We start from the raw sequence: 17,708 nt of genomic DNA on the forward strand, positions 1-17,708 counted from the left end.
CAGCGGGTCTGTGTGTTTTTGGAAACATGCCAGGCAAGCGGCGCTCACTGCCAAGCCCCCCTTGCAACGTGTTGTCCCCGTGCGTATTTTGCTTCGATCAGAAATTTCAGCCACGTTCAAGTCCTTGTAGCAGCTGGGCCCCACATGCAAACGCACCACCCCGATTTCATGGTTTTTACCGGCAATGCCAATCCGAGCATGGCCTCCGAGATTGCCCAGAACCTGGGTATTTCGCTGGGCGCGGCCCATGTGGGACGCTTTTCGGATGGCGAAGTCACCGTCGAGATCCAGCAGAACGTGCGGGCTCGCGATGTGTTCGTGGTGCAGTCGACCTGCGCGCCGACCAACGACAACCTGATGGAATTGCTGATCATGGTCGACGCGCTGAAACGGGCTTCGGCCGAGCGCATCGCCGCGGTGATCCCGTATTTCGGCTACGCGCGGCAGGATCGCCGCCCGCGTTCGGCGCGTGTGCCCATCACGGCCAAGGTGGTGGCCAACATGCTGCAGGCCGTGGGCGTGTCGCGTGTCCTGACGATGGACCTGCATGCCGACCAGATACAGGGCTTTTTCGACATTCCGGTCGACAACATTTATGCGTCGCCGGTTCTGCTGGGCGATTTGCGGCAGAAAAATTACGCCGACCTGATGGTCGTCTCGCCCGACGTGGGCGGCGTGGTGCGCGCCCGGGCGCTGGCCAAGCAGCTGGGCTGCGACATGGCCATCATCGACAAACGCCGCCCCAAGGCGAACGTGTCGGAAGTGATGCACGTGATCGGCGACATCGAAGGCCGCAACTGCGTGATCATGGACGACATGATCGACACGGCCGGCACGCTGGTCAAGGCGGCCGAGGTGCTCAAGGAGCGCGGCGCCAAGAAGGTTTACGCCTATTGCACGCACCCGATTTTTTCGGGCCCGGCCATAGACCGCATCGCCAAGGGCGACGCGCTCGATGAAGTGGTGATCACCAACACCATTCCGTTGAGCCCGAACGCCGAAGGCTGCAAGAAGATTCGCCAACTCTCCGTGGCGCCGCTGATCGCTGAAACCATACAGCGCATCGCCAAGGGAGAGTCGGTCATGAGTTTGTTTTCGGACCAGGACAATCTGTTCTGACCTGAAACAAAAAGCGGCTGCCTTACCCGCGAACCCCGAAGTCCAGGGACTTCACCGGTTCATCGGCTCGAGGCAGCTTTTTAAAGCAGAACGAGACTGGTCGCGGTCCGTTCTTTATTGGAGTTGATTATGAAATTCGTCGCTTTTGAGCGCGCAAAGCAGGGCACGGGTGCGAGCCGCCGTCTCCGCATCACGGGCCGCACGCCCGGTATCGTCTATGGTGGCACCGGTGAACCCACGCTGATCGAAATCGATCACAACGCGCTGTTCCACGCCATCAAGAAAGAAGCATTCCATGCCTCCATCCTCGAGATGGAACTGGCCGGCAAAGAACACAAAGTTCTGTTGCGCGACCTGCAAATGCACCCGTACAAGCAGCAGATCCTGCACATCGATTTCCAGCGCGTGGAAGCCAAGACCAAGATGACCGTCAAAGTGCCCGTGCACTACAGCGGTGAAGAAGAGTCTCCAGCCGTCAAGACTGAGAACTGCCTGGTCAACCACGTGATCACCGAATTGACCGTGTCCTGCTTCCCGGCCGACATCCCCGAATTCATCGCCGTCGACCTGAAGGGCCTGAAGAAGGGTTCGCCGCTGCACATCAAGGACATCACGCTGCCGAAGGGCGTGAAGTTTGTCGCCAAGGGCCAGGACAACCCGGTTCTGGTGTCGGTGTCCGCAGTGTCCGAAGAAGCCGAGGCCGATGCCGCAGCAGCCGCTGCCGCAGCCGCACCGGTGGACCCGAAAGCTGCCAAGGCCGCTGCCGCCAAGGAAGCCAAAGCCGGCGCCAAGGCTGACGCCGCCAAGCCTGCCGCCAAGAAGTAATCCACTTCGCGCGCAGGCCTGAAAAGGCCCACGGCCCTTGTCCTCTTGCGGGACAAGGGCCGTTTTTCTTGGAACTCCTCTTTCCCGGTGATGCGGGACGTCGCAGGCACGCCCCTAGAATTGGGCGATGGAAATTTCCCGATGATTAAATTATTTGTTGGTTTGGGCAATCCAGGTGCCGAATACGAAGCCACACGCCACAACGCCGGCTTCTGGTGGATAGACGCCCTCTCGCGCGAGCTCAAGGCGCCGCTCAGCCTGGACAAAAGCTACCACGGCCAGGTGGCCCGCATCACCGTGAACGGCCAGAACGTCTGGCTGCTCAAGCCGCTGACCTTTATGAATGTCTCCGGCAAATCCGTGGCCGCCCTCGCCCGGTTTTTCAAGGTCGCGCCCGAAGAAGTGCTGGTGGCCCACGATGAAATGGACATCGTGCCCGGCCAGGTCAAGCTCAAGTTCGGTGGCAGCCACGCCGGCCACAACGGCCTGCGCGACATCCACGCGCAGCTGGGCACGCCCGACTACTGGCGCCTGCGCATAGGCGTGGGCCACCCGGGTGTGAAGGCCGAAGTGGTCAACTGGGTGCTGAAAAAGCCCTCGGCAGAACACCGCATCGCCATTGAAGACTGCATCGCGCGCTGCCTCAAGGCCGTGCCGGAACTGCTCAGGGGCGAGATGGAAAAGGCCACGATGATGATTCACACCAGCACGCCACCACGGCCCAAGCCGCCGCGCAAGCCTGTCGAGCCCGAGTCCGAAGACTGAGGGCCAAGCCCCCACCTCTATAGGCCTAGCGGGCCGTGATGATGGGAATGACGGCCTGCAGGCGCTGGTACTTTTCCCACAGGGTTTCCCGCGTTTCGATGTGCTGCGGGTTGATGGGAATGCAGGCAACGGGGCAGACCTGCACGCACTGAGGCTCGTCGAAATGGCCCACGCATTCGGTGCATTTGTGCGGGTCGATCTCGTAGATTTCCTTGCCCAGGTAAATCGCCTGGTTGGGGCATTCGGGCTCGCAGACGTCGCAGTTGATGCATTCGTCGGTGATCATCAAGGCCATGTCAGCCCCCTTTACCCGCGTTGGCGGCCTGGTGGGCGGCCGCCAGGGCAGCCGCCACCGCCGGGCTCACCATCTGGGCGACGTCGCCGCCCAGCTTGCTGATCTCGCGCACCAGCGTGCTGCTGATGCATTGCAGCGGTGCGTCGGGCAACAAAAACACGGTTTCCACTTCCGGCCTCAGCTTGCGATTCATCGCCGCCATTTGCGCTTCGTAGTCGAAATCCGTCAGGTTGCGTATGCCGCGCACCACGGCCGAAGCCTTTTGTTCCGCGCAAAAATCCATGATCAGGCCGTCAAACGGCAGCACGGCGACGCCGGCAATGCCCTGGGTCGCAGCCTTCACCTGTGCCACACGCTGCTCCAGCGAGAACAGGGTCTTCTTGTGATGGGCCACGGCCACGGCGATGACGAGCCGGTCAAACAGCCCCGCTGCGCGGCGCACCACGTCGTCATGGCCCAGTGTGAAGGGGTCAAACGTGCCGGAATAGACAGCAATGCGCAGGGTAGCCATGGCTGGAATTATGCCCGCCTCGCCGCCGGAGCCTCCCCGCCGGCGCTTGTAACCACGCGGCAGGCAAGGCTGCGGGATTCAGGCCGCCCCGGCCAGCAAATGAAAATGCACGGCGCCGGCCTTGCCGCTGCGATGCACCCGCAAGCCAAGCGGCAGCAATTCCTCGTCGCCCCAGGCTTTGGGCGCCTCCAGGTAAACCAGGCCGGTCGGGCCTATGGCCCGCGCGGCGGCTTGCAATGCGGATTCAAAAAGCGTGGATTCAAAGGGAGGATCCAGCAATACCAATTGCAGGCTGCCTGGCGCCGCGCGCTTCAAGGCGCTCAGCCCATCCCCGCGCTCGATGCGGCACATATCGGCCTTGAGCCTGGCCTGCACCGCCTTAAGCTGCAGCGCCAGGGCCGGATCCTGCTCGCACAGTAGCACGTCGGCCGCGCCGCGCGAGGCGGCCTCAAAACCCAGCGCACCGGTGCCGGCGAACACGTCCATGCAGCGCCAGCCCGTCAGGTCCTGGCCCAGCCAGTTGAACAGCGTTTCGCGCACGCGGTCGGGCGTGGGCCGCAGGCCGGGCTTGCTGGGCACCGGCAGCTTGCTGCGTTTGTACAAGCCGCCGATGATGCGGATTTCACCGGGAGGTACAGTTTTGCGGCCCACCACCTTGCCGGTTTTAGGCTTTGAACCGGCAGCGGTTTTGGCGGGGGTAGATGCGGGGGTGTATTTCATGGCGCGGCGCCCAGGATGACAGTGACCATTTTTTCGGGTTGCAGCTTGCGCGCAAAAGCGGCCTTGATGTCGGCCACCGTCACTTTGTCGACCTGCTGCGTCCAGGTGTCCAGGTAGTCCAACGGCAGGCGGTTCCAGGCGATGCCGGAAATGTTGTCGAGCAATTTGCGGTTGCTGTCGATGCGCAGCGCAAAGCCGCCTATGAGGTTGTCTTTGGCGTCTTTCAGCTCAGCCTCGGTGGGCCCATTGGCCACAAAGTCTTTGAGCACATCGCGCACCAGCGCCACGGCCTGGGGCGCTTGGTCGGGCCGCGTCTGCAGGCCCACGGTGAAAGCGCCGGCGTGCAGCCCCGGCGAAAAATAGCTGTACACGCCGTAAGTCAGCCCCCGCTTCTCACGCACTTCCCGCGTCAGGCGCGAAACAAAACCGCCGCCACCCAGAATGTAATTGCCCACCGTCAGCGCAAAGTAGTCCGGGTCGGCGCGCTTGTAGCCGGGTTGGCCGATCAGCACATGCGCCTGCGCCGAATCAAAGGGAATGCGTTTTTCCTCGGCCTGGGCCAGCGGCGCCACCTCGGGCACCTGCGGCATGGGCGGCAGGCTGGCGCAAGGCACTTGCGGCAGGCGCGACAGCAAGCGCTCCGCGATCGCATCGGCCTGCGCGCGCGTCACCGCGCCCACCATGCTGATGCGCGCGCGGCAAGGCACCAGGCTGGCGGCGTGAAGCTTGCGCATGTCGTCCACGCCGATGCGGGACAGCGTTTCTTCCGTCACTTGCTGGCCATAGGGGTGGGCGCCGTACACCGCCTGCGCATAGGCCCGGCCGACGATGCTGGCGGGGCGGGTATAGGACTCCTTGATCGAGGCCTGCAACCGCTGGCGTTCGCGCTGCCAGACGGCGTCGGGGAAAGCCGGCTCGGCCAGTTCGCGCGCAGCCAGTGCGACGGCCTTGTTCAGCAGGTCGGGCTCCGTGAGCGAGCGCAGCGAAAAAAACATGCGGTCCGCCGAGGCGCCGGCGCCGAACTGCGCACCCAGATCGGCCCAGGCTTCACTGAGTGCATTTTCGTCAAGGGCCGGCTCGTCAACGCATAGCCCTCCGCATATCCTTTCCGCTGTCCTGGCATCGTTGGCACGCACACCCTTCTCCAGCATGCCCGTCATCGCGCTGGCCAGCCCCGCCTGGGCCGCAGGGTCGCGCCGGGCGCCGGCGTCGAACTCGATCTGGACATCCACCATCGCAATGGCCGGGCTTTCGACCAGATAGACCTGCGCGCCGCTCGGCTGCGTCCACTGCTGGATCGGGATCGCCGCCAGCGCCCCCGCCTGAAAGTTCAGGCAAAAAACACCGATGGCCCAGATAAACACCGAAGTGTTTGCTCTATTTTTAATAGCAAATGTCATGAGAAGTTCAAATCGTCCGGTTCGGGGATCGGGAGTCGGGTATCAGGTCTCAATGCCGGAGCGTGACGGCCGGTTTGCGGGGTTTGCGGTTCGGGTCCGCGGCTTGCGGCAGCAGCGTGGCCATGGTCATCTGGTCGTCGCCGAAATATTTGGCGGCCACGGCCTGTACCTCGGCGGCGGTCACGGTGCGCAGCTGGGCGATCAGGCGGGCGCTGCCGTCCGGCGGCAGGCCCTGGATCCAGTTGGAGCCCAGCTCGCGCGCCTGGCTGGCGACCGAGTCGAGTTTGTAGGTCTCGCTGGCCACCCACTGCGTCTTGACGCGGTTGAGTTCGGCTTCGCTCACGCCTTCGCGTGCGACCAGGGCCACCTGCCGGCGCAGCGCTTCGGCCACCTGCTGCGTGGTCTTGCCCTCGGCGGGCACGCCGTCAAGGACGAAAAGCTGCGGGCCACGCCCGATGAGGCCGCTGGAGGCGCCGGCGCTGTCGGCCACGCGCTCGTTGCCTTGCCCCTGGCCCTGCACCAGCGCGCGGTCCAGGCGGGCACCGCTGTAGCCGTCCAATACGGCCGACAACACCGCCAGCGCCAGCGCATCGCGGCTGGCCGCGGCCGTTGGCGAGGGTTGTGCGCCGGCCGCCGGCGTCACCAGGTCCACCGGCTCCAGCTTGGGCACCTTGAACGACATGCCCACATAGGCCTGGCTGGCCGGGGCTTTGTAGTCCAGCCGGCGCATGCCGTCCTGCTCGGGCTCGATGCGCGGCTTGCGCACAGGCAACGAGCGGGCGGGGATGCCGCCGTAATATCTTTCGGCCAGCTTTTTGACCTGCGCCACCGTCACATCGCCGGCCACCACGACCGCCGCATTCGCCGGCACATACCAGAGCCGGTAGAACTCGCGCAGGTCGCCGGGCGTCATCGCGTCCAGGTCGCTCATCCAGCCGACGACGGGGCGGCGATAGGGCGAAGCCAGGAAGGTGATCGCCGTGGCCTGCTCATACAGCATGGCGCGCGGCGAATCTTCGGTGCGCAGGCGGCGTTCTTCCTTGACGACTTCGATCTCGCGCGTGAACTCCTCGTCGGGCCACTGCATGTGCGCAAAGCGGTCTGCTTCGAGCCGCATCACGTCTTCAAGCTTGCCGGCCGGGATCTGCTGGTGGTAACCGGTGTTGTCGCGGCTGGTGAAAGCGTTGTCGCGCCCGCCCAGCGCCGCCACCCGCTTGGAAAAGTCACCGGGTTTGACCGTGGGCGTGCCCTTGAACATCATGTGTTCCAGCGCGTGGGCCACACCCGAGGTGCCGTCAACCTCGTCCATGGAGCCGACCCGCACCCACAGCATGTGCACCGCCGTGGGCGCGCGGTGGTCGGGCTTGACGATGACCGTGAGGCCGTTGGCCAGCGTGAATTGTTCGACTTCGGGTTGTGGCGCGGGTGCCTGCGCCAGCGCGGCAGCCCCCAGGCACAGGCACAGCCCCAGCAGGGCGGCCGGGACATGGGAAAGGCGGAAAACGGGGCGGGAAAGGGGTACTGGCTGCGTCAAAAGGGCTTGTCTGGGGTGTTTCATAGAATAGATGGGTGGCGCCGCACGTTGCCCCGCAACGGTGCAACAGCCCACTAGGACTCCGCAAGCATACCCAATGTTCAGTTTTTTCAAGAAAAAATCCCCCCCTCCTGCTGCCGTGCCTTCCACGGCATCGCCCGCGCCGACGGCAGACGCCGCTCCCACGCCGGCGTCCGCCGGGGGTGGATTGATAGGCAGCGCGCTGGTCACCCCCATCGCCATGCCGGTCCCCGGCGCCACCCCGCCGGAACGCGAGCGTTGGCTCAGCAAACTCCAGGCCGGCCTGCGCAAAACCGGCTCCGGCATTTCAACGGTGTTCACCGGCAGCCGCATCGACGATGCGCTCTACGAAGACCTTGAAACCGCGCTGCTGATGGCCGACGCCGGCACCAAGGCCACCGAACACCTGCTGGCCGACGTCAAGCGCCGCGTGCGCGAAGGCGGCATGACCCACCCCGTGGCCGTCAAGAATGCGCTGGTGGACTCGATTTCGCAATTGCTCAAGCCGCTGGAGCAGCCGCTGGTGATAGGCCAGTACCAGCCCACGGTGATCATGGTCACCGGCGTGAACGGCGCCGGCAAGACCACCTCCATCGGCAAGCTGACGCGCCACCTGGCGAACGAAGGCGCCTCGGTGCTGCTCGCGGCGGCCGACACCTTCCGCGCGGCGGCGCGCGAGCAGCTCAGCGTCTGGGCCGACCGCAACACCGTCGAGATCGTGAGCCAGGAAGGGGGCGACCCGGCCGCCGTGAGCTTCGACGCCGTGAGCGCCGGCAAGGCGCGCGGCAAGGATGTGGTGCTGGTCGATACCGCCGGTCGCCTGCCCACGCAGCTGCATCTCATGGAAGAGCTGCGCAAGATCAAACGCGTGGTGCAAAAGGCGGATGCCACCGCCCCCCACGAGGTGCTGCTGGTGATCGACGGCAATACCGGCCAGAACGCCCTGGCACAGGTCAAGGCCTTTGACGACACGCTGCAGCTGACCGGCCTTATCGTGACCAAGCTGGACGGCACGGCCAAGGGCGGCGTGCTGGCGGCCATCGCGCTGTGGGCTCGCGAACGCGCGCTGGCCTCACCGGCGCTGCGCCCCGTGTCGGTGTATTTCATCGGCGTGGGCGAGCAACTCGAAGACCTGGAAACCTTTAACGCACGCGAATTCGCGCAGGCTTTGCTGGGCTAAGCGCTTCCTTCAAGCTTCAGGCTTTCAGGCACCCCCCAGGCGCAACAGCAGCACCGCGGCCACCACAAAGGCCACGATAAACACGGTCTCGGTGACCAGCATGGCCACCGGTTTCCAGCCCAGCTTGAGCAGGTCCTCAAAGCTGGTCTTGACACCCGCGGCGGCGATGGCGGTGACCAGCATCCAGCGCGAGGCATCGCCGGCCAGTTGCACCAGCGGCGGGCTGATGAGGCCGGCACTGGCCAGCATCACCAGCACGACAAAGGCGAGCAGAAAGCCCGGCACCAGCGGCACCTCGGTTTCGGGCACTTTCACGGCCGGGTGCTTGCGGTACATCACGGCCACCGCCAGCACCACGGGCATCAGCATCATGACGCGAAACAGCTTGACCACCGTCGCCGTGTCGCCAGCCTGCGGCCCCAGCATCATGCCGGCCGCCACCACCTGCGCCACATCATGGATGGAGCCGCCCAGCACGATGCCGGCCTGACCCGGCAGCAAGCCTATGGCCTGCAGGGTGAAGGGATAGACCACCATGGCCAGCGTCGACAGCACCGTAACGCCCACGACGGCCAGCAGCGTGAAGCGCTCGTTCTCTTTGGTTTGCGGCAGCACCGAAGACACCGCCAGCGCCGCCGACGCCCCGCAAATGGCCACCGCGCTGCCCGAAAGCAGGCCTTCATCGCGCGAACACTTGAGCCAGCGCGCCAGCAGCACGCCCAGCCCTATCGTGAGCAGCACCGCCAGCACGATGACCGCCGCGGTCTCCAGGCCCAACTGGGCCACCTGCGAAAAAGTGATGCGTGCGCCCAGCAGGGCCACGCCGACACGCAGCACCACACGGCCGCAAAAACCTATGCCCTTGATCGCCTGCGGATGGCTGTTAAGAAAGTGAAAGGCCAAGCCTATCAGCAACGCGTACAGCAGTTGCGGCCCGCCGTAATGCTCGGACACAAAAGTGGCCGCCAATGCAATCACCATGCACACCAGAACACCCGGGAAGTACGTGCTCAAGGAAGCCAGCTGCATGCGCCATTTTTGAATCATTGGAACCCAATAAAAATGTCAGAAAAAAGTGGCGGGGTGAGGCCCCCGTCTCAAGGGCCCTTGAGCACGCCTTCGAGCAGGGCGGCGCCGGCAGGACTGCCGGCCACCAGCATCCGGCTCTCCAGCAGCGGCAGGCCGTCCATCGCCCGCATCACGGCGCCAGCTTCGCGCAGCAGCACCGCGCCGGCTGCCGCGTCCCAGGCGCCCATGCCGCGCTCCCAGAAAGCGTCTACCCTGCCGGCCGCCACATAGGCCAGCTCCAACGCCATCGCGCCGCTGCGGCGCACTTGGCCGAAAGTCTTCAGCACGCGGCCAAATTCGGCGAGGTAGTCGTCCATAAAGGCCGCCCCGGGTTTGGGAAACACCGTGGCGACCAGGCACTGGCCCGGCAGGCGCGCGCCGGCGCAGGTGATGGCCCGCCCGTTCAGCCGGGCGCCCAGCCCGGTCGCGGCGGTAAAGACTTCATCGCGCGAAGGATCGACGATCACGCCCAGCACCGGTTCGCGGCCCACGCAGAGGGCGATAGCCACCGCGTACTGCGGATAGCCGCGCGCAAAATTCGCCGTACCGTCTATCGGGTCTACCAACCACGTGGGTTCGTCCGTCAACTCGCCGCCGCCCTCCTCGCCGACAAAGCGGCCCTGCGGCAGCGCATGCTGCAGGGCTTCCTGCAGGTCCTCCTCCACTTCACGGTCAAAGCGCGTGACCCAGTCACCGGGCGCTTTCTGGCTGACATCAGCCGGTTTCAGGCCGGCCTGGGCCTGCTGGATGCGGGCGGCCGCTTCCATGCCGGCGAGCCTGGCCTTCTCCAGTAAAAAAACAAGGTCCATGCTCAAGCTCTCTTGGACAGCACACTGACGTAGTCGTGCGCCTGGGTGTTGATGGTCGATATGCGGTACTCCACCGGCTTGTCGCCAAAGGTCAGCGCCAGCCGGTGCACTTCCATCACCGGCGCGCCGGCCGCCACGCCCAGCACGCGGGCCGTGGTTTTGTCCGCCGCCGCCGCGCGCGCGCGCTCCTGCGCGCGCAGCACGGTGATGCCGAAGTCGGTCTGGTACAGCGCGTAAATCGTGCTGGGCCTTTCGACAAAGCGCTTTTCGGTGAGGTTGCGAAACAGCGCCGCCGAGATCGCCAGCCTGTCATGCATCACCACGCGGCCGCGCAACGCGAGCCGGTTCTCGGCCCTGAACACCGGCTCGCCGGCTTTGATGCGCAAGGCCGCGGCCTCAAGCTCGTTCGCCCGCTCGCGCGCGAAGGCGATGCAATCGATTTCGGGGTAGTCGCGCTCGCGCGCCTCATCGTCGTCGCCGAAGTTCCAGCGCGGCTCCACATGGAAAAACTGGAACATGAAGCGGGCATCGGTGTGCGGCGCCACAAACGTGCCCTTGCCCTGGCGGCGCAGCAACACGTGCTCATGCACCAGTTCATCCACCGCATGGCGCAAGGTGCCCACGCTGACCTGCAGGCTTGTGGCAATTTCAGCCTCGCTGGGCAGGGGTTTACCCGGACCGTAGTGGCCGGCTTCAATGAGTTTTTGCAGCTCCCGCTTGACCTGGCGGTACAGCGGCATGGTGTCCCCGCCCGCCAGCGGGCGCAGGGGTGTGGGTCTGGTTTTCGCGTTCACGGCCGTCATTGAAACACCAATGGACGGGTCGTACAAGTCATATATATGAGTGAATTGACAAGGTCCCTACCCTCCATAAAACTGGCGGCTCGATTCAACCCAGCCTCTTGATGGAGAACCCATGATTCATTTTGTATTGCATGACGCCAAAGACACCGTGGCCGTCGTGGTGGTGGAAGGTGTAAAGGCCGGAACCGCCATGACCGGCTGGATCATGGACGAGGACCGCATGATCAATGTGCAGGCCCAGCAGGACATCCCCATCGGCCACAAGGTGGCGCTCAAGGACATGGCCGTCGGCGATACGGTGCTCAAGTACGGCATCGACATGGGCAAGGTCGTCGCCAACATCAAGGCGGGCCAGCATGCGCACGTCCATAACATCAAAACAAAGAGGTGGTAGTTGATGGCTTGCCTGGCTACTGCGCGGGCGAAATGCTGCGTTGCAAATCCTCGCCGGGCAGTAGCCCGTCTGCGGTTTGCGCCTTGCCTGCCGCCCGCTCGCTACGCCATCCAAACCATCAACTCAGAAGACTTTTAAAGGATTTTTCATGTCAGTCATTAACAAAGACACCACATTTCTGGGCTATCGCCGCGAGAACGGCCGCGTCGGCGTGCGCAACCACGTCATCATCCTGCCGCTGGACGACCTGTCCAACGCGGCGGCCGAAGCCGTGGCCCACAACATCAAGGGCTGCATGGCGATCCCGCACCCCTACGGCCGGCTGCAGTTCGGCGCCGACCTGGAGCTGCACTTTCGCACGCTGATAGGCGCGGGCTGCAACCCCAACGTCGCGGCCGTGGTGGTAATAGGCATTGAAGACGGCTGGACCAAAAAAGTCGTCGACGGCATCGCGACCACCGGCAAGCCGGTGATCGGGTTCGGCATCGAGGGCCACGGCGACCACGAGACCATCATGAAGGCCTCCAGGGCGGCGCGCGAGTATGTGCAATGGGCCAGCGAAAAGCAGCGCGAGGTCTGCAGCATCTCCGAACTCTGGGTCTCCACCAAATGCGGCGAGTCCGACACCACGTCGGGCTGCGGCGCCAATCCCACGGTGGGCAATGCTTTCGACAAGCTGCACCCACTGGGCAACTACCTGTGCTTCGGCGAAACCTCGGAAATCACCGGCGGCGAAAAAATCGTGGCCGACCGCTGCGCCAACGACGCGGTGCGCGAGCGCTTCATGTTCATGTTCAACCGCTACCAGGACATGATCAACCGCCACAAGACCAGCGACCTGTCCGATTCGCAACCGACCAAGGGCAACATCGCCGGGGGCCTGACGACCATCGAGGAAAAAGCCCTGGGCAACATCCAGAAGATAGGCAAGGTCTGCACGGTGGACGGCGTCATCGACAAGGCCGAGATGCCCACGCACCCGGGCCTGTGGTTCATGGATTCGTCGAGCGCCGCCGCCGAGATGGTGACCTTGTGCGCAGCCTCCGGTTACGCGGTGCACTTCTTCCCCACGGGCCAGGGCAATGTGATCGGCAACGCCATCGTCCCGGTGATCAAGATCTGCTCCAACCCGCGCACCGTGCGCTTGATGAGCGAGCACATCGACGTGGACACCTCGGGACTGCTGCAGCGCGAGATCACGCTGGACCAGGCCGGCGACAAGCTGCTGGAGAACATGCTGCGCACGGCCAACGGCCGCCTGACCGCGGCGGAAGCGCTGGGCCACCGCGAGTTTGTGCTGACGCGCCTCTTCGAATCCGCTTGAGGCCAGCACAAGCATGGCGCGCATAGTCATCTGCGAATTCATGGACGAGCGCGCCGTGGCGCGGCTTGAAGCCGCGCACGAGGTGCTCTACGACCCGCAACTGGTGGGCGATGGCGCCCGCCTCCGGGCCGAGGCAGCCACAGCCGATGTGCTGGTCGTGCGCAACCTGACCCAGGTGCGCGGCGAACTGCTGGCCGCGCTCACGCGCTGCAAGGTGGTGGGCCGGCTGGGGGTGGGCCTGGACAACATCGACGTGCCGGCCTGCGAGGCCCGGGGCATCAAGGTCATCCCCGCCACCGGCGCCAATGCGCTCAGCGTGGCCGAATACGTGATCGCCAGCACCATGCTGCTGCTGCGCGGCGCCTTCGCCTCCAGCGCGGCGGTGGCCGCAGGCCAGTGGCCGCGCGCGGCGTTGGGCAATGGGCGCGAGACCGCCGGGCAGACGCTGGGCATCATAGGCTTCGGCTCTATAGGCCAGACCACGGCGCGCCTGGCGCGCGGCCTGGGCATGCGGGTCATCGCGTACGACGCAATGCTGCAGCGCGATGCACCAGTGTTCGCACAGACAGGCGTCGAAGGAGTCGGCCTCGACGAACTCGTGCGCAACGCCGACGCCATCACGTTGCATGTTCCCCTGCTTGACACCACGCGCGGCCTCTTCAACGCGGCCCGCATCGGCGAGATGAAAAAAGGCGCGGTACTGATCAACACCTCACGCGGGCATATCGTCGACATCGATGCGGTCGCCGCCGCTCTACGGACAGGCCAATTGGGCGGCGCGGCGATCGACGTTTTCGATGTGGAACCTTTGCCTGTAAGTCCTTCGTTGCAGGATTGCCCCAACCTGTTGTTAACCCCCCACATCTCGGGCGTCAGTACGCAGTCCAATGAGCGCGTATCGGTGATGATCGCCGATAAGGTTCTGGAAAGTTTTTCGTAAATGGCGCATTTGACTCTTGAAGAAGCCACCCGCCTTGGCGCGCAGGCCTTGCGCTGCGCGGGCGCGTCCGAAGAAATGGCGCTGAGCACCGCGAAGGCGCTGGTGCGCGCGGACGCGCAAGGCCTGGCCTCCCACGGCCTGAGCCGCGTGCCGCAATACGCCACCCACCTGAGCAACGGCCGCGCCGACGGCCAGGCCGTGCCCGTGGTGGCGCGCAAAAAAGGCGCGACGGTGCTGGTCGATGCCGGCGAAGGCCTGGCCTTTCCGGCCTGCGACCTGGCGATCGCCACGGCGATCACCACGGCGCGCGAGATGGGCGTGTGTTTTGTGGGCATCACCAACAGCCACCACTGCGGCGTGTTGATAGACCACCTGCGCGCCGCGGCCGATGCCGGCCTGGTGGGCCTGGGTTTCGCCAACGCGCCCGCGGCCATGCCGGCGGCCGGCGGCAAACACCCGGTGTTCGGGACCAACCCCCTGGCCGCGATCTTTCCGCGCCGCGACGCCGACCCGCTGATGATCGACCTCTCGCTCAGCGAGGTCGCGCGCGGCAAAGTCATGCTGGCCGCCAAGGAAGGCAAATCGATCCCGCTGGGCTGGGCGCTGGACACCGAAGGCCGGCCGACCACGGACGCGCAGGCGGCGCTGGAGGGCTCCATGCTGCCGCTGGGCGCGGTGAGCAGCCCCAAAGGCTCGATGCTGGCGCTGGTCGTGGAGCTGCTTGTCACCGCCGTGATAGGCGCGCGCTTTTCTTTTGAGGCATCCTCCTTTTTTGTCGATGAAGGCAACCAGCCGCGCATAGGCCAGGCCTTTATCCTGATAGACCCGGGCGCCCTGGCCGGCGCCGACAGCTACTTTGAGCGTATGGAAACCCTGATCGCCGAAATGCTGCAAGACGACGGCGTGCGCCTGGCCGGCGCGCGGCGCATCGCGCTGGAAGCCAAGGCACAGCAGGCGGGGATCACCATCCCCGACGCGCTCAAGTTTCAATTGGATCAGTTAGTCAGTGAGGGATCAGTTGTTTAGTTAAAACTCAAGGAGATTGGCATGAAGCGTCGTGACATCGTATTGGCATCAGCAGGTGCAGCCCTGACGGGCGTTCCGGGCCTGGGCCTGGCCCAACAGACCTTTCCCAAACCGGGCAGCACCATCAAGTATGTGGTGCCATTTACGCCCGGTGGCCTGACCGACATCATGGCGCGCACGGTCGCCCAGAAGCTCTCCGAAGCGTGGAAGACTTCGGTGATTGTCGAAAACAAGGCCGGCGGAAACGCGCAAATTGGCGCCGAGTTCGTCGCCAAGTCACCACCCGACGGCAACACGCTGCTGGCCATCACCTTGACGCATGCGGCGAACGTATCCCTTTATCCCAACGCCCCCTTCAGCTTCACCAAGGACTTGCGTCCTGTCGCCCTGCTGGCCAATTCGCCGATGCTGGTTGTTGTCCCCACCGCCAGTCCGATCAAGGACTTCAAGGACCTGATGGCGGTGTCCAAAACCAAGCAGCTGAGCGCGGGCTCCAGCGGCAACGGCACACCCGCGCACCTGACCATGGCTTTGTTCAACGAGCTGAACAAAACGAAAATGATCCACGTCCCCTACCGCGGTGGTGCGCCATCGATGGTCGACCTGATCGGTGGCCAGCTGGACGTGGTCTTTTCCAACTATCCGGAATCGATCGCTCACGTCAAAGGCGGCAAGCTGCGCGCGATCGCCATCTGCAGCCTGGGCCGGCACCCGGGGGTGCCCGATGTTCCGACCGCCCTGGAAGCGGGCATGCCGGGTCTCTTTGTCGAAAACTGGACGGGCGCCATGCTCCCGGCCAAGACACCGGATGACATCGTGGACAAATTCTCGCGCGAGATGATCAAGATCATGTACAGCGCCGAAGTGGAAGAGCGCGCCAAGCAGCAAGGCTTTCGCGTCTCACAAAAGGGTTCAGACGAGTTCGGCCGCTTCCTGAAAAGCGAAATAGACCGCTGGAGCCGGATTATCAAGACCGCGAAAATCACGCCGACCTGATGTCGCCCGGGCGCCGTGCCCGGCTTTGTAAAACACCGCGGCTGTATTAAAGTGGAAGAAAAGTGGAAGAAAAAAGGCGCTGATTGCGCCTTTTTTCCCAAAGGAGACAGACATGGACAATACGGCGCACACACACGATACCCCCGGCACTGCCGACGCACCGGCCGAACCCCGCAAAGTCGACCAGTTGCTCGCGCATTACGGCGAAAGCCACCAGAACCCGCGCAACGAGCTGATCCACTTCATCGCCATTCCCCTCATCATGCTGAGCCTGGTCGGCATGCTGTTTGCGCTGCATCCCTATGTGGCCTATGCCTTTGTCGCGGCCAGCATGGTCTATTACGCCCGCCTGTCGGCAGTGTTCTTTATGACCATGGCGGTCTGGTCGGTGCTGTTCATCGCCCTGGTGTTCGCCATGGGGCCGCTGGTGTTGCCGCTCAGCATCGCCATTTTTGTGGGCGCCTGGATCCTGCAATTCATTGGCCACAAGATAGAAGGCAAAAAGCCCTCGTTTTTCGAAGACATCCAGTACCTCTGGGTCGGCCCGCTGTTTGTGCTGAGCAAGCTGTTCGGCAAGCTGGGCATACGCTGGTAATGCATCCAGCTTGAAAAAGCGCCTTTCGTCTCCACTTGCGAGGTTTAAACCTTTTCACAGGTGTTTCGCTTGATCAGCAAAATTCTGCGTTTTTTCCTCAAACTGGTGCTGGGCCTGTTTGCGGCGGTGTTTGCCCTCAGCTTGCTGGCGGCCGCGCTGATCGTCGTGGTGCTGAGCCTGCTGAAGTCCCTGGTCACCGGCCGCAAGCCGGCGCCGGCCATGGTGTTTGGCCGCTTCCAGCGCTACTCGCCGCAGGGCATGTGGCCGGGCGGCGCAGGCCGTGAGGCCGGCAACGCAGGGCGCGCCGGCGACGTGGTGGATGTCGAGGTGCGTGAAGTGCGCGACGACAAACGCCTGGAATAAAGCTCCCCACGCTCACCGGGGAAGCGTCTCCGACATAGCCGCGCTGCGCAGCAGCTAGGTTGAAGGCGAAGGCCTCAGCCCGGCATGTGCAGCTTTGCACCCGCCACGTCCATGCCTATGCGCAGGATGGTTCCACTGGTCGACTCCGTGCAGTACAAGGTCTTGCGATCCACTCCGCCAAAAGCGAGGTTGGTCAGCGAGACAGCTGAAGCGCCGCGCAGCAGCTGCATAGGCTCGGCCCGGTGGTTCAGCACCCACACATAGCCCAAGCCCGGGTTGGCCACCAGAAGGCGGCCGGCCTCGTCCATGGCCAGGCCGTCGGGGCCGCTGGGGCCATACGAGGTAAAAAATTGCCCGGCCTTGGAGACGCCCCCATCGGCCAGCAGCGGCATGCGCCAGACACAGTTGCCGCGCGTGACGGCCACGAACAGAAATTTTTCATCGAGGGACAACACGATGCCGTTGGGGCTGGGCACGTTGGACAGCAGCAAGTCCAGCTTGCCTGCGGGCGTCAGGCGATACACCCGGCCGGTCGGGTCGTGCAGGCCGGTCTGGCCTTGGTCGGTGAAATACAGATTGCCCTGTGAGTCAAAGGTGAGATCGTTCAGACCCTTGAAGCTTTCGGTGTTGCGGCGGCCCAGGTAGGGGCGCACCGCGCCGCTGCGGACGTCGACCACCATCAGGCCGTTGAGGTAGTCGGTCACCAGCAGTTCGGTGGCGCTTAAAAACTTCATGCCGTTGGGCTCGCCCTCCCATTGCGCAATCAGTTCCCATTCGCCCTGGGTGTCGATGCGAAACACGCGGCCGAACGGGATATCAGTCACATACAGGTTGCCGGCATCGTCGAACACCGGTCCCTCCAGAAAGGAGTCGGTCTCGCGGCCGCCCTGGTTGGCATCGCCCCACACGGTGCGCCTGGGCTGGCGGTAGCGCTGCGGCAGCGTGGAGAATATCTCCAGGGAGCGAACTTCGGGTGGATTCAGAAGAAACATGGCGCACCCATCCAAGGAGTTACAGAGG

At 64.2% G+C, this 17,708-nt stretch carries 20 protein-coding genes; 11 read left to right on the plus strand and 9 right to left on the minus strand.

The window, feature by feature from the left end:
- Positions 1-144: 144 nt before the first annotated feature.
- The 3 genes from ACEN8I_RS00580 to pth all read left to right on the plus strand — a co-directional run bounded on the left by ACEN8I_RS00580 (position 145) and on the right by pth (position 2,709).
- Positions 145-1,119, plus strand: coding sequence for a ribose-phosphate pyrophosphokinase (locus ACEN8I_RS00580; RefSeq protein WP_007862847.1), 975 nt, complete (start codon positions 145-147; stop codon positions 1,117-1,119).
- Positions 1,120-1,248: 129 nt separating this feature from the next.
- Positions 1,249-1,944, plus strand: a complete 696-nt coding sequence (locus ACEN8I_RS00585; RefSeq protein ID WP_092132828.1) for a 50S ribosomal protein L25/general stress protein Ctc — start codon at positions 1,249-1,251, stop codon at positions 1,942-1,944.
- Positions 1,945-2,085: 141 nt separating this feature from the next.
- Positions 2,086-2,709, plus strand: coding sequence for an aminoacyl-tRNA hydrolase (gene pth / locus ACEN8I_RS00590; protein WP_413325206.1), 624 nt, complete (start codon positions 2,086-2,088; stop codon positions 2,707-2,709).
- Positions 2,710-2,734: 25 nt separating this feature from the next.
- On the opposite strand, the gene ACEN8I_RS00595 is transcribed toward pth, so the two are convergent.
- The 5 genes from ACEN8I_RS00595 to ACEN8I_RS00615 all read right to left on the minus strand — a co-directional run bounded on the left by ACEN8I_RS00595 (position 2,735) and on the right by ACEN8I_RS00615 (position 7,193).
- Positions 2,735-3,004: a YfhL family 4Fe-4S dicluster ferredoxin gene (locus ACEN8I_RS00595; protein WP_074576597.1), complete on the minus strand. Its 270-nt coding sequence runs from the start codon at positions 3,002-3,004 to the stop codon at positions 2,735-2,737.
- A 1-nt stretch (position 3,005) separates the two neighbouring features.
- Entirely contained in the window at positions 3,006-3,515 is a 510-nt protein-coding gene (gene coaD, locus ACEN8I_RS00600; RefSeq protein WP_413325208.1) for a pantetheine-phosphate adenylyltransferase, read from the minus strand.
- Positions 3,516-3,593: 78 nt separating this feature from the next.
- Positions 3,594-4,235 carry a 16S rRNA (guanine(966)-N(2))-methyltransferase RsmD gene (gene rsmD, locus ACEN8I_RS00605; protein ID WP_413325210.1) on the minus strand — a complete coding sequence of 214 codons (642 nt, stop codon included), beginning with the start codon at positions 4,233-4,235 and terminating at the stop codon, positions 3,594-3,596.
- Positions 4,232-5,635, minus strand: coding sequence for a M16 family metallopeptidase (locus tag ACEN8I_RS00610; protein WP_413325213.1), 1,404 nt, complete (start codon positions 5,633-5,635; stop codon positions 4,232-4,234). Before ACEN8I_RS00610 ends, rsmD begins: the two co-directional genes overlap by 4 nt.
- A gap of 49 nt (positions 5,636-5,684) precedes the next feature.
- On the minus strand, positions 5,685-7,193 hold the full coding sequence (locus ACEN8I_RS00615) for a M16 family metallopeptidase (protein WP_413325216.1): 1,509 nt from the start codon (positions 7,191-7,193) through the stop codon (positions 5,685-5,687).
- Between the two features lie 73 nt (positions 7,194-7,266).
- On the opposite strand from ACEN8I_RS00615, the gene ftsY reads away from it, so the two are divergent.
- Positions 7,267-8,370, plus strand: coding sequence for a signal recognition particle-docking protein FtsY (gene ftsY, locus ACEN8I_RS00620; RefSeq protein WP_413325218.1), 1,104 nt, complete (start codon positions 7,267-7,269; stop codon positions 8,368-8,370).
- Between the two features lie 24 nt (positions 8,371-8,394).
- On the opposite strand, the gene ACEN8I_RS00625 is transcribed toward ftsY, so the two are convergent.
- From ACEN8I_RS00625 to ACEN8I_RS00635, 3 genes are all read right to left on the minus strand, one after another.
- Positions 8,395-9,399, minus strand: coding sequence for a YeiH family protein (locus ACEN8I_RS00625; RefSeq protein WP_413325221.1), 1,005 nt, complete (start codon positions 9,397-9,399; stop codon positions 8,395-8,397).
- A 68-nt stretch (positions 9,400-9,467) separates the two neighbouring features.
- A complete protein-coding gene (locus ACEN8I_RS00630; protein WP_413325223.1) occupies positions 9,468-10,247 on the minus strand; it encodes an inositol monophosphatase family protein in 780 nt (259 codons plus the stop codon).
- Positions 10,248-10,249: 2 nt separating this feature from the next.
- On the minus strand, positions 10,250-11,050 hold the full coding sequence (locus ACEN8I_RS00635) for a GntR family transcriptional regulator (protein ID WP_413325225.1): 801 nt from the start codon (positions 11,048-11,050) through the stop codon (positions 10,250-10,252).
- Between the two features lie 112 nt (positions 11,051-11,162).
- Here ACEN8I_RS00635 and ACEN8I_RS00640 point away from each other — a divergent pair, with 112 nt between their 5' ends.
- From ACEN8I_RS00640 to ACEN8I_RS00670, 7 genes are all read left to right on the plus strand, one after another.
- Positions 11,163-11,444 (plus strand): UxaA family hydrolase, encoded by a 282-nt coding sequence (locus ACEN8I_RS00640; RefSeq protein ID WP_007862870.1) that lies wholly within the window; start codon positions 11,163-11,165, stop codon positions 11,442-11,444.
- A 148-nt stretch (positions 11,445-11,592) separates the two neighbouring features.
- The gene (locus tag ACEN8I_RS00645) at positions 11,593-12,768 is read left to right on the plus strand and encodes a UxaA family hydrolase (RefSeq protein WP_413325227.1); all 1,176 of its coding nucleotides are present in this window, start codon (positions 11,593-11,595) and stop codon (positions 12,766-12,768) included.
- A 13-nt stretch (positions 12,769-12,781) separates the two neighbouring features.
- On the plus strand, positions 12,782-13,708 hold the full coding sequence (locus ACEN8I_RS00650; RefSeq protein WP_413325229.1) for a hydroxyacid dehydrogenase: 927 nt from the start codon (positions 12,782-12,784) through the stop codon (positions 13,706-13,708).
- A complete protein-coding gene (locus ACEN8I_RS00655) occupies positions 13,709-14,734 on the plus strand; it encodes an Ldh family oxidoreductase (protein ID WP_413325231.1) in 1,026 nt (341 codons plus the stop codon).
- Between the two features lie 21 nt (positions 14,735-14,755).
- Positions 14,756-15,730, plus strand: coding sequence for a Bug family tripartite tricarboxylate transporter substrate binding protein (locus ACEN8I_RS00660; protein ID WP_413325233.1), 975 nt, complete (start codon positions 14,756-14,758; stop codon positions 15,728-15,730).
- 112 nt (positions 15,731-15,842) lie between these two features.
- Positions 15,843-16,325 carry a DUF962 domain-containing protein gene (locus ACEN8I_RS00665; protein WP_413325235.1) on the plus strand — a complete coding sequence of 161 codons (483 nt, stop codon included), beginning with the start codon at positions 15,843-15,845 and terminating at the stop codon, positions 16,323-16,325.
- Between the two features lie 69 nt (positions 16,326-16,394).
- On the plus strand, positions 16,395-16,688 hold the full coding sequence (locus ACEN8I_RS00670) for a hypothetical protein (RefSeq protein WP_413325237.1): 294 nt from the start codon (positions 16,395-16,397) through the stop codon (positions 16,686-16,688).
- Positions 16,689-16,762: 74 nt separating this feature from the next.
- Here the strand turns inward: ACEN8I_RS00670 and ACEN8I_RS00675 are convergent, their stop codons facing one another.
- Positions 16,763-17,680, minus strand: coding sequence for an SMP-30/gluconolactonase/LRE family protein (locus ACEN8I_RS00675; RefSeq protein ID WP_413325239.1), 918 nt, complete (start codon positions 17,678-17,680; stop codon positions 16,763-16,765).
- Between the last annotated feature and the right edge of the window lie 28 nt (positions 17,681-17,708).

The sequence above is a fragment of the Polaromonas sp. CT11-55 genome (assembly GCF_047303325.1).
In the GTDB taxonomy this organism is placed as follows: Bacteria; Pseudomonadota; Gammaproteobacteria; order Burkholderiales; family Burkholderiaceae_C; genus Polaromonas.

What these genes read in the sequence shown, in the direction of transcription:
- ACEN8I_RS00665 (WP_413325235.1), top strand. Translation starts at nt 15,843, where the DNA reads ATGGACAATACGGCGCACACACACGATACCCCCGGCACTGCCGACGCA.
- ACEN8I_RS00625 (WP_413325221.1), bottom strand. Translation starts at nt 9,399, where the DNA reads ATGCAGCTGGCTTCCTTGAGCACGTACTTCCCGGGTGTTCTGGTGTGC.
- ACEN8I_RS00650 (WP_413325229.1), top strand. Translation starts at nt 12,782, where the DNA reads ATGGCGCGCATAGTCATCTGCGAATTCATGGACGAGCGCGCCGTGGCG.
- ACEN8I_RS00615 (WP_413325216.1), bottom strand. Translation starts at nt 7,193, where the DNA reads ATGAAACACCCCAGACAAGCCCTTTTGACGCAGCCAGTACCCCTTTCC.
- ACEN8I_RS00640 (WP_007862870.1), top strand. Translation starts at nt 11,163, where the DNA reads ATGATTCATTTTGTATTGCATGACGCCAAAGACACCGTGGCCGTCGTG.
- ACEN8I_RS00645 (WP_413325227.1), top strand. Translation starts at nt 11,593, where the DNA reads ATGTCAGTCATTAACAAAGACACCACATTTCTGGGCTATCGCCGCGAG.
- pth (WP_413325206.1), top strand. Translation starts at nt 2,086, where the DNA reads ATGATTAAATTATTTGTTGGTTTGGGCAATCCAGGTGCCGAATACGAA.
- rsmD (WP_413325210.1), bottom strand. Translation starts at nt 4,235, where the DNA reads ATGAAATACACCCCCGCATCTACCCCCGCCAAAACCGCTGCCGGTTCA.
- ACEN8I_RS00595 (WP_074576597.1), bottom strand. Translation starts at nt 3,004, where the DNA reads ATGGCCTTGATGATCACCGACGAATGCATCAACTGCGACGTCTGCGAG.
- ACEN8I_RS00630 (WP_413325223.1), bottom strand. Translation starts at nt 10,247, where the DNA reads ATGGACCTTGTTTTTTTACTGGAGAAGGCCAGGCTCGCCGGCATGGAA.
- ACEN8I_RS00635 (WP_413325225.1), bottom strand. Translation starts at nt 11,050, where the DNA reads ATGACGGCCGTGAACGCGAAAACCAGACCCACACCCCTGCGCCCGCTG.
- ACEN8I_RS00580 (WP_007862847.1), top strand. Translation starts at nt 145, where the DNA reads ATGCAAACGCACCACCCCGATTTCATGGTTTTTACCGGCAATGCCAAT.
- ACEN8I_RS00610 (WP_413325213.1), bottom strand. Translation starts at nt 5,635, where the DNA reads ATGACATTTGCTATTAAAAATAGAGCAAACACTTCGGTGTTTATCTGG.
- ACEN8I_RS00660 (WP_413325233.1), top strand. Translation starts at nt 14,756, where the DNA reads ATGAAGCGTCGTGACATCGTATTGGCATCAGCAGGTGCAGCCCTGACG.
- coaD (WP_413325208.1), bottom strand. Translation starts at nt 3,515, where the DNA reads ATGGCTACCCTGCGCATTGCTGTCTATTCCGGCACGTTTGACCCCTTC.
- ACEN8I_RS00675 (WP_413325239.1), bottom strand. Translation starts at nt 17,680, where the DNA reads ATGTTTCTTCTGAATCCACCCGAAGTTCGCTCCCTGGAGATATTCTCC.
- ftsY (WP_413325218.1), top strand. Translation starts at nt 7,267, where the DNA reads ATGTTCAGTTTTTTCAAGAAAAAATCCCCCCCTCCTGCTGCCGTGCCT.
- ACEN8I_RS00655 (WP_413325231.1), top strand. Translation starts at nt 13,709, where the DNA reads ATGGCGCATTTGACTCTTGAAGAAGCCACCCGCCTTGGCGCGCAGGCC.
- ACEN8I_RS00585 (WP_092132828.1), top strand. Translation starts at nt 1,249, where the DNA reads ATGAAATTCGTCGCTTTTGAGCGCGCAAAGCAGGGCACGGGTGCGAGC.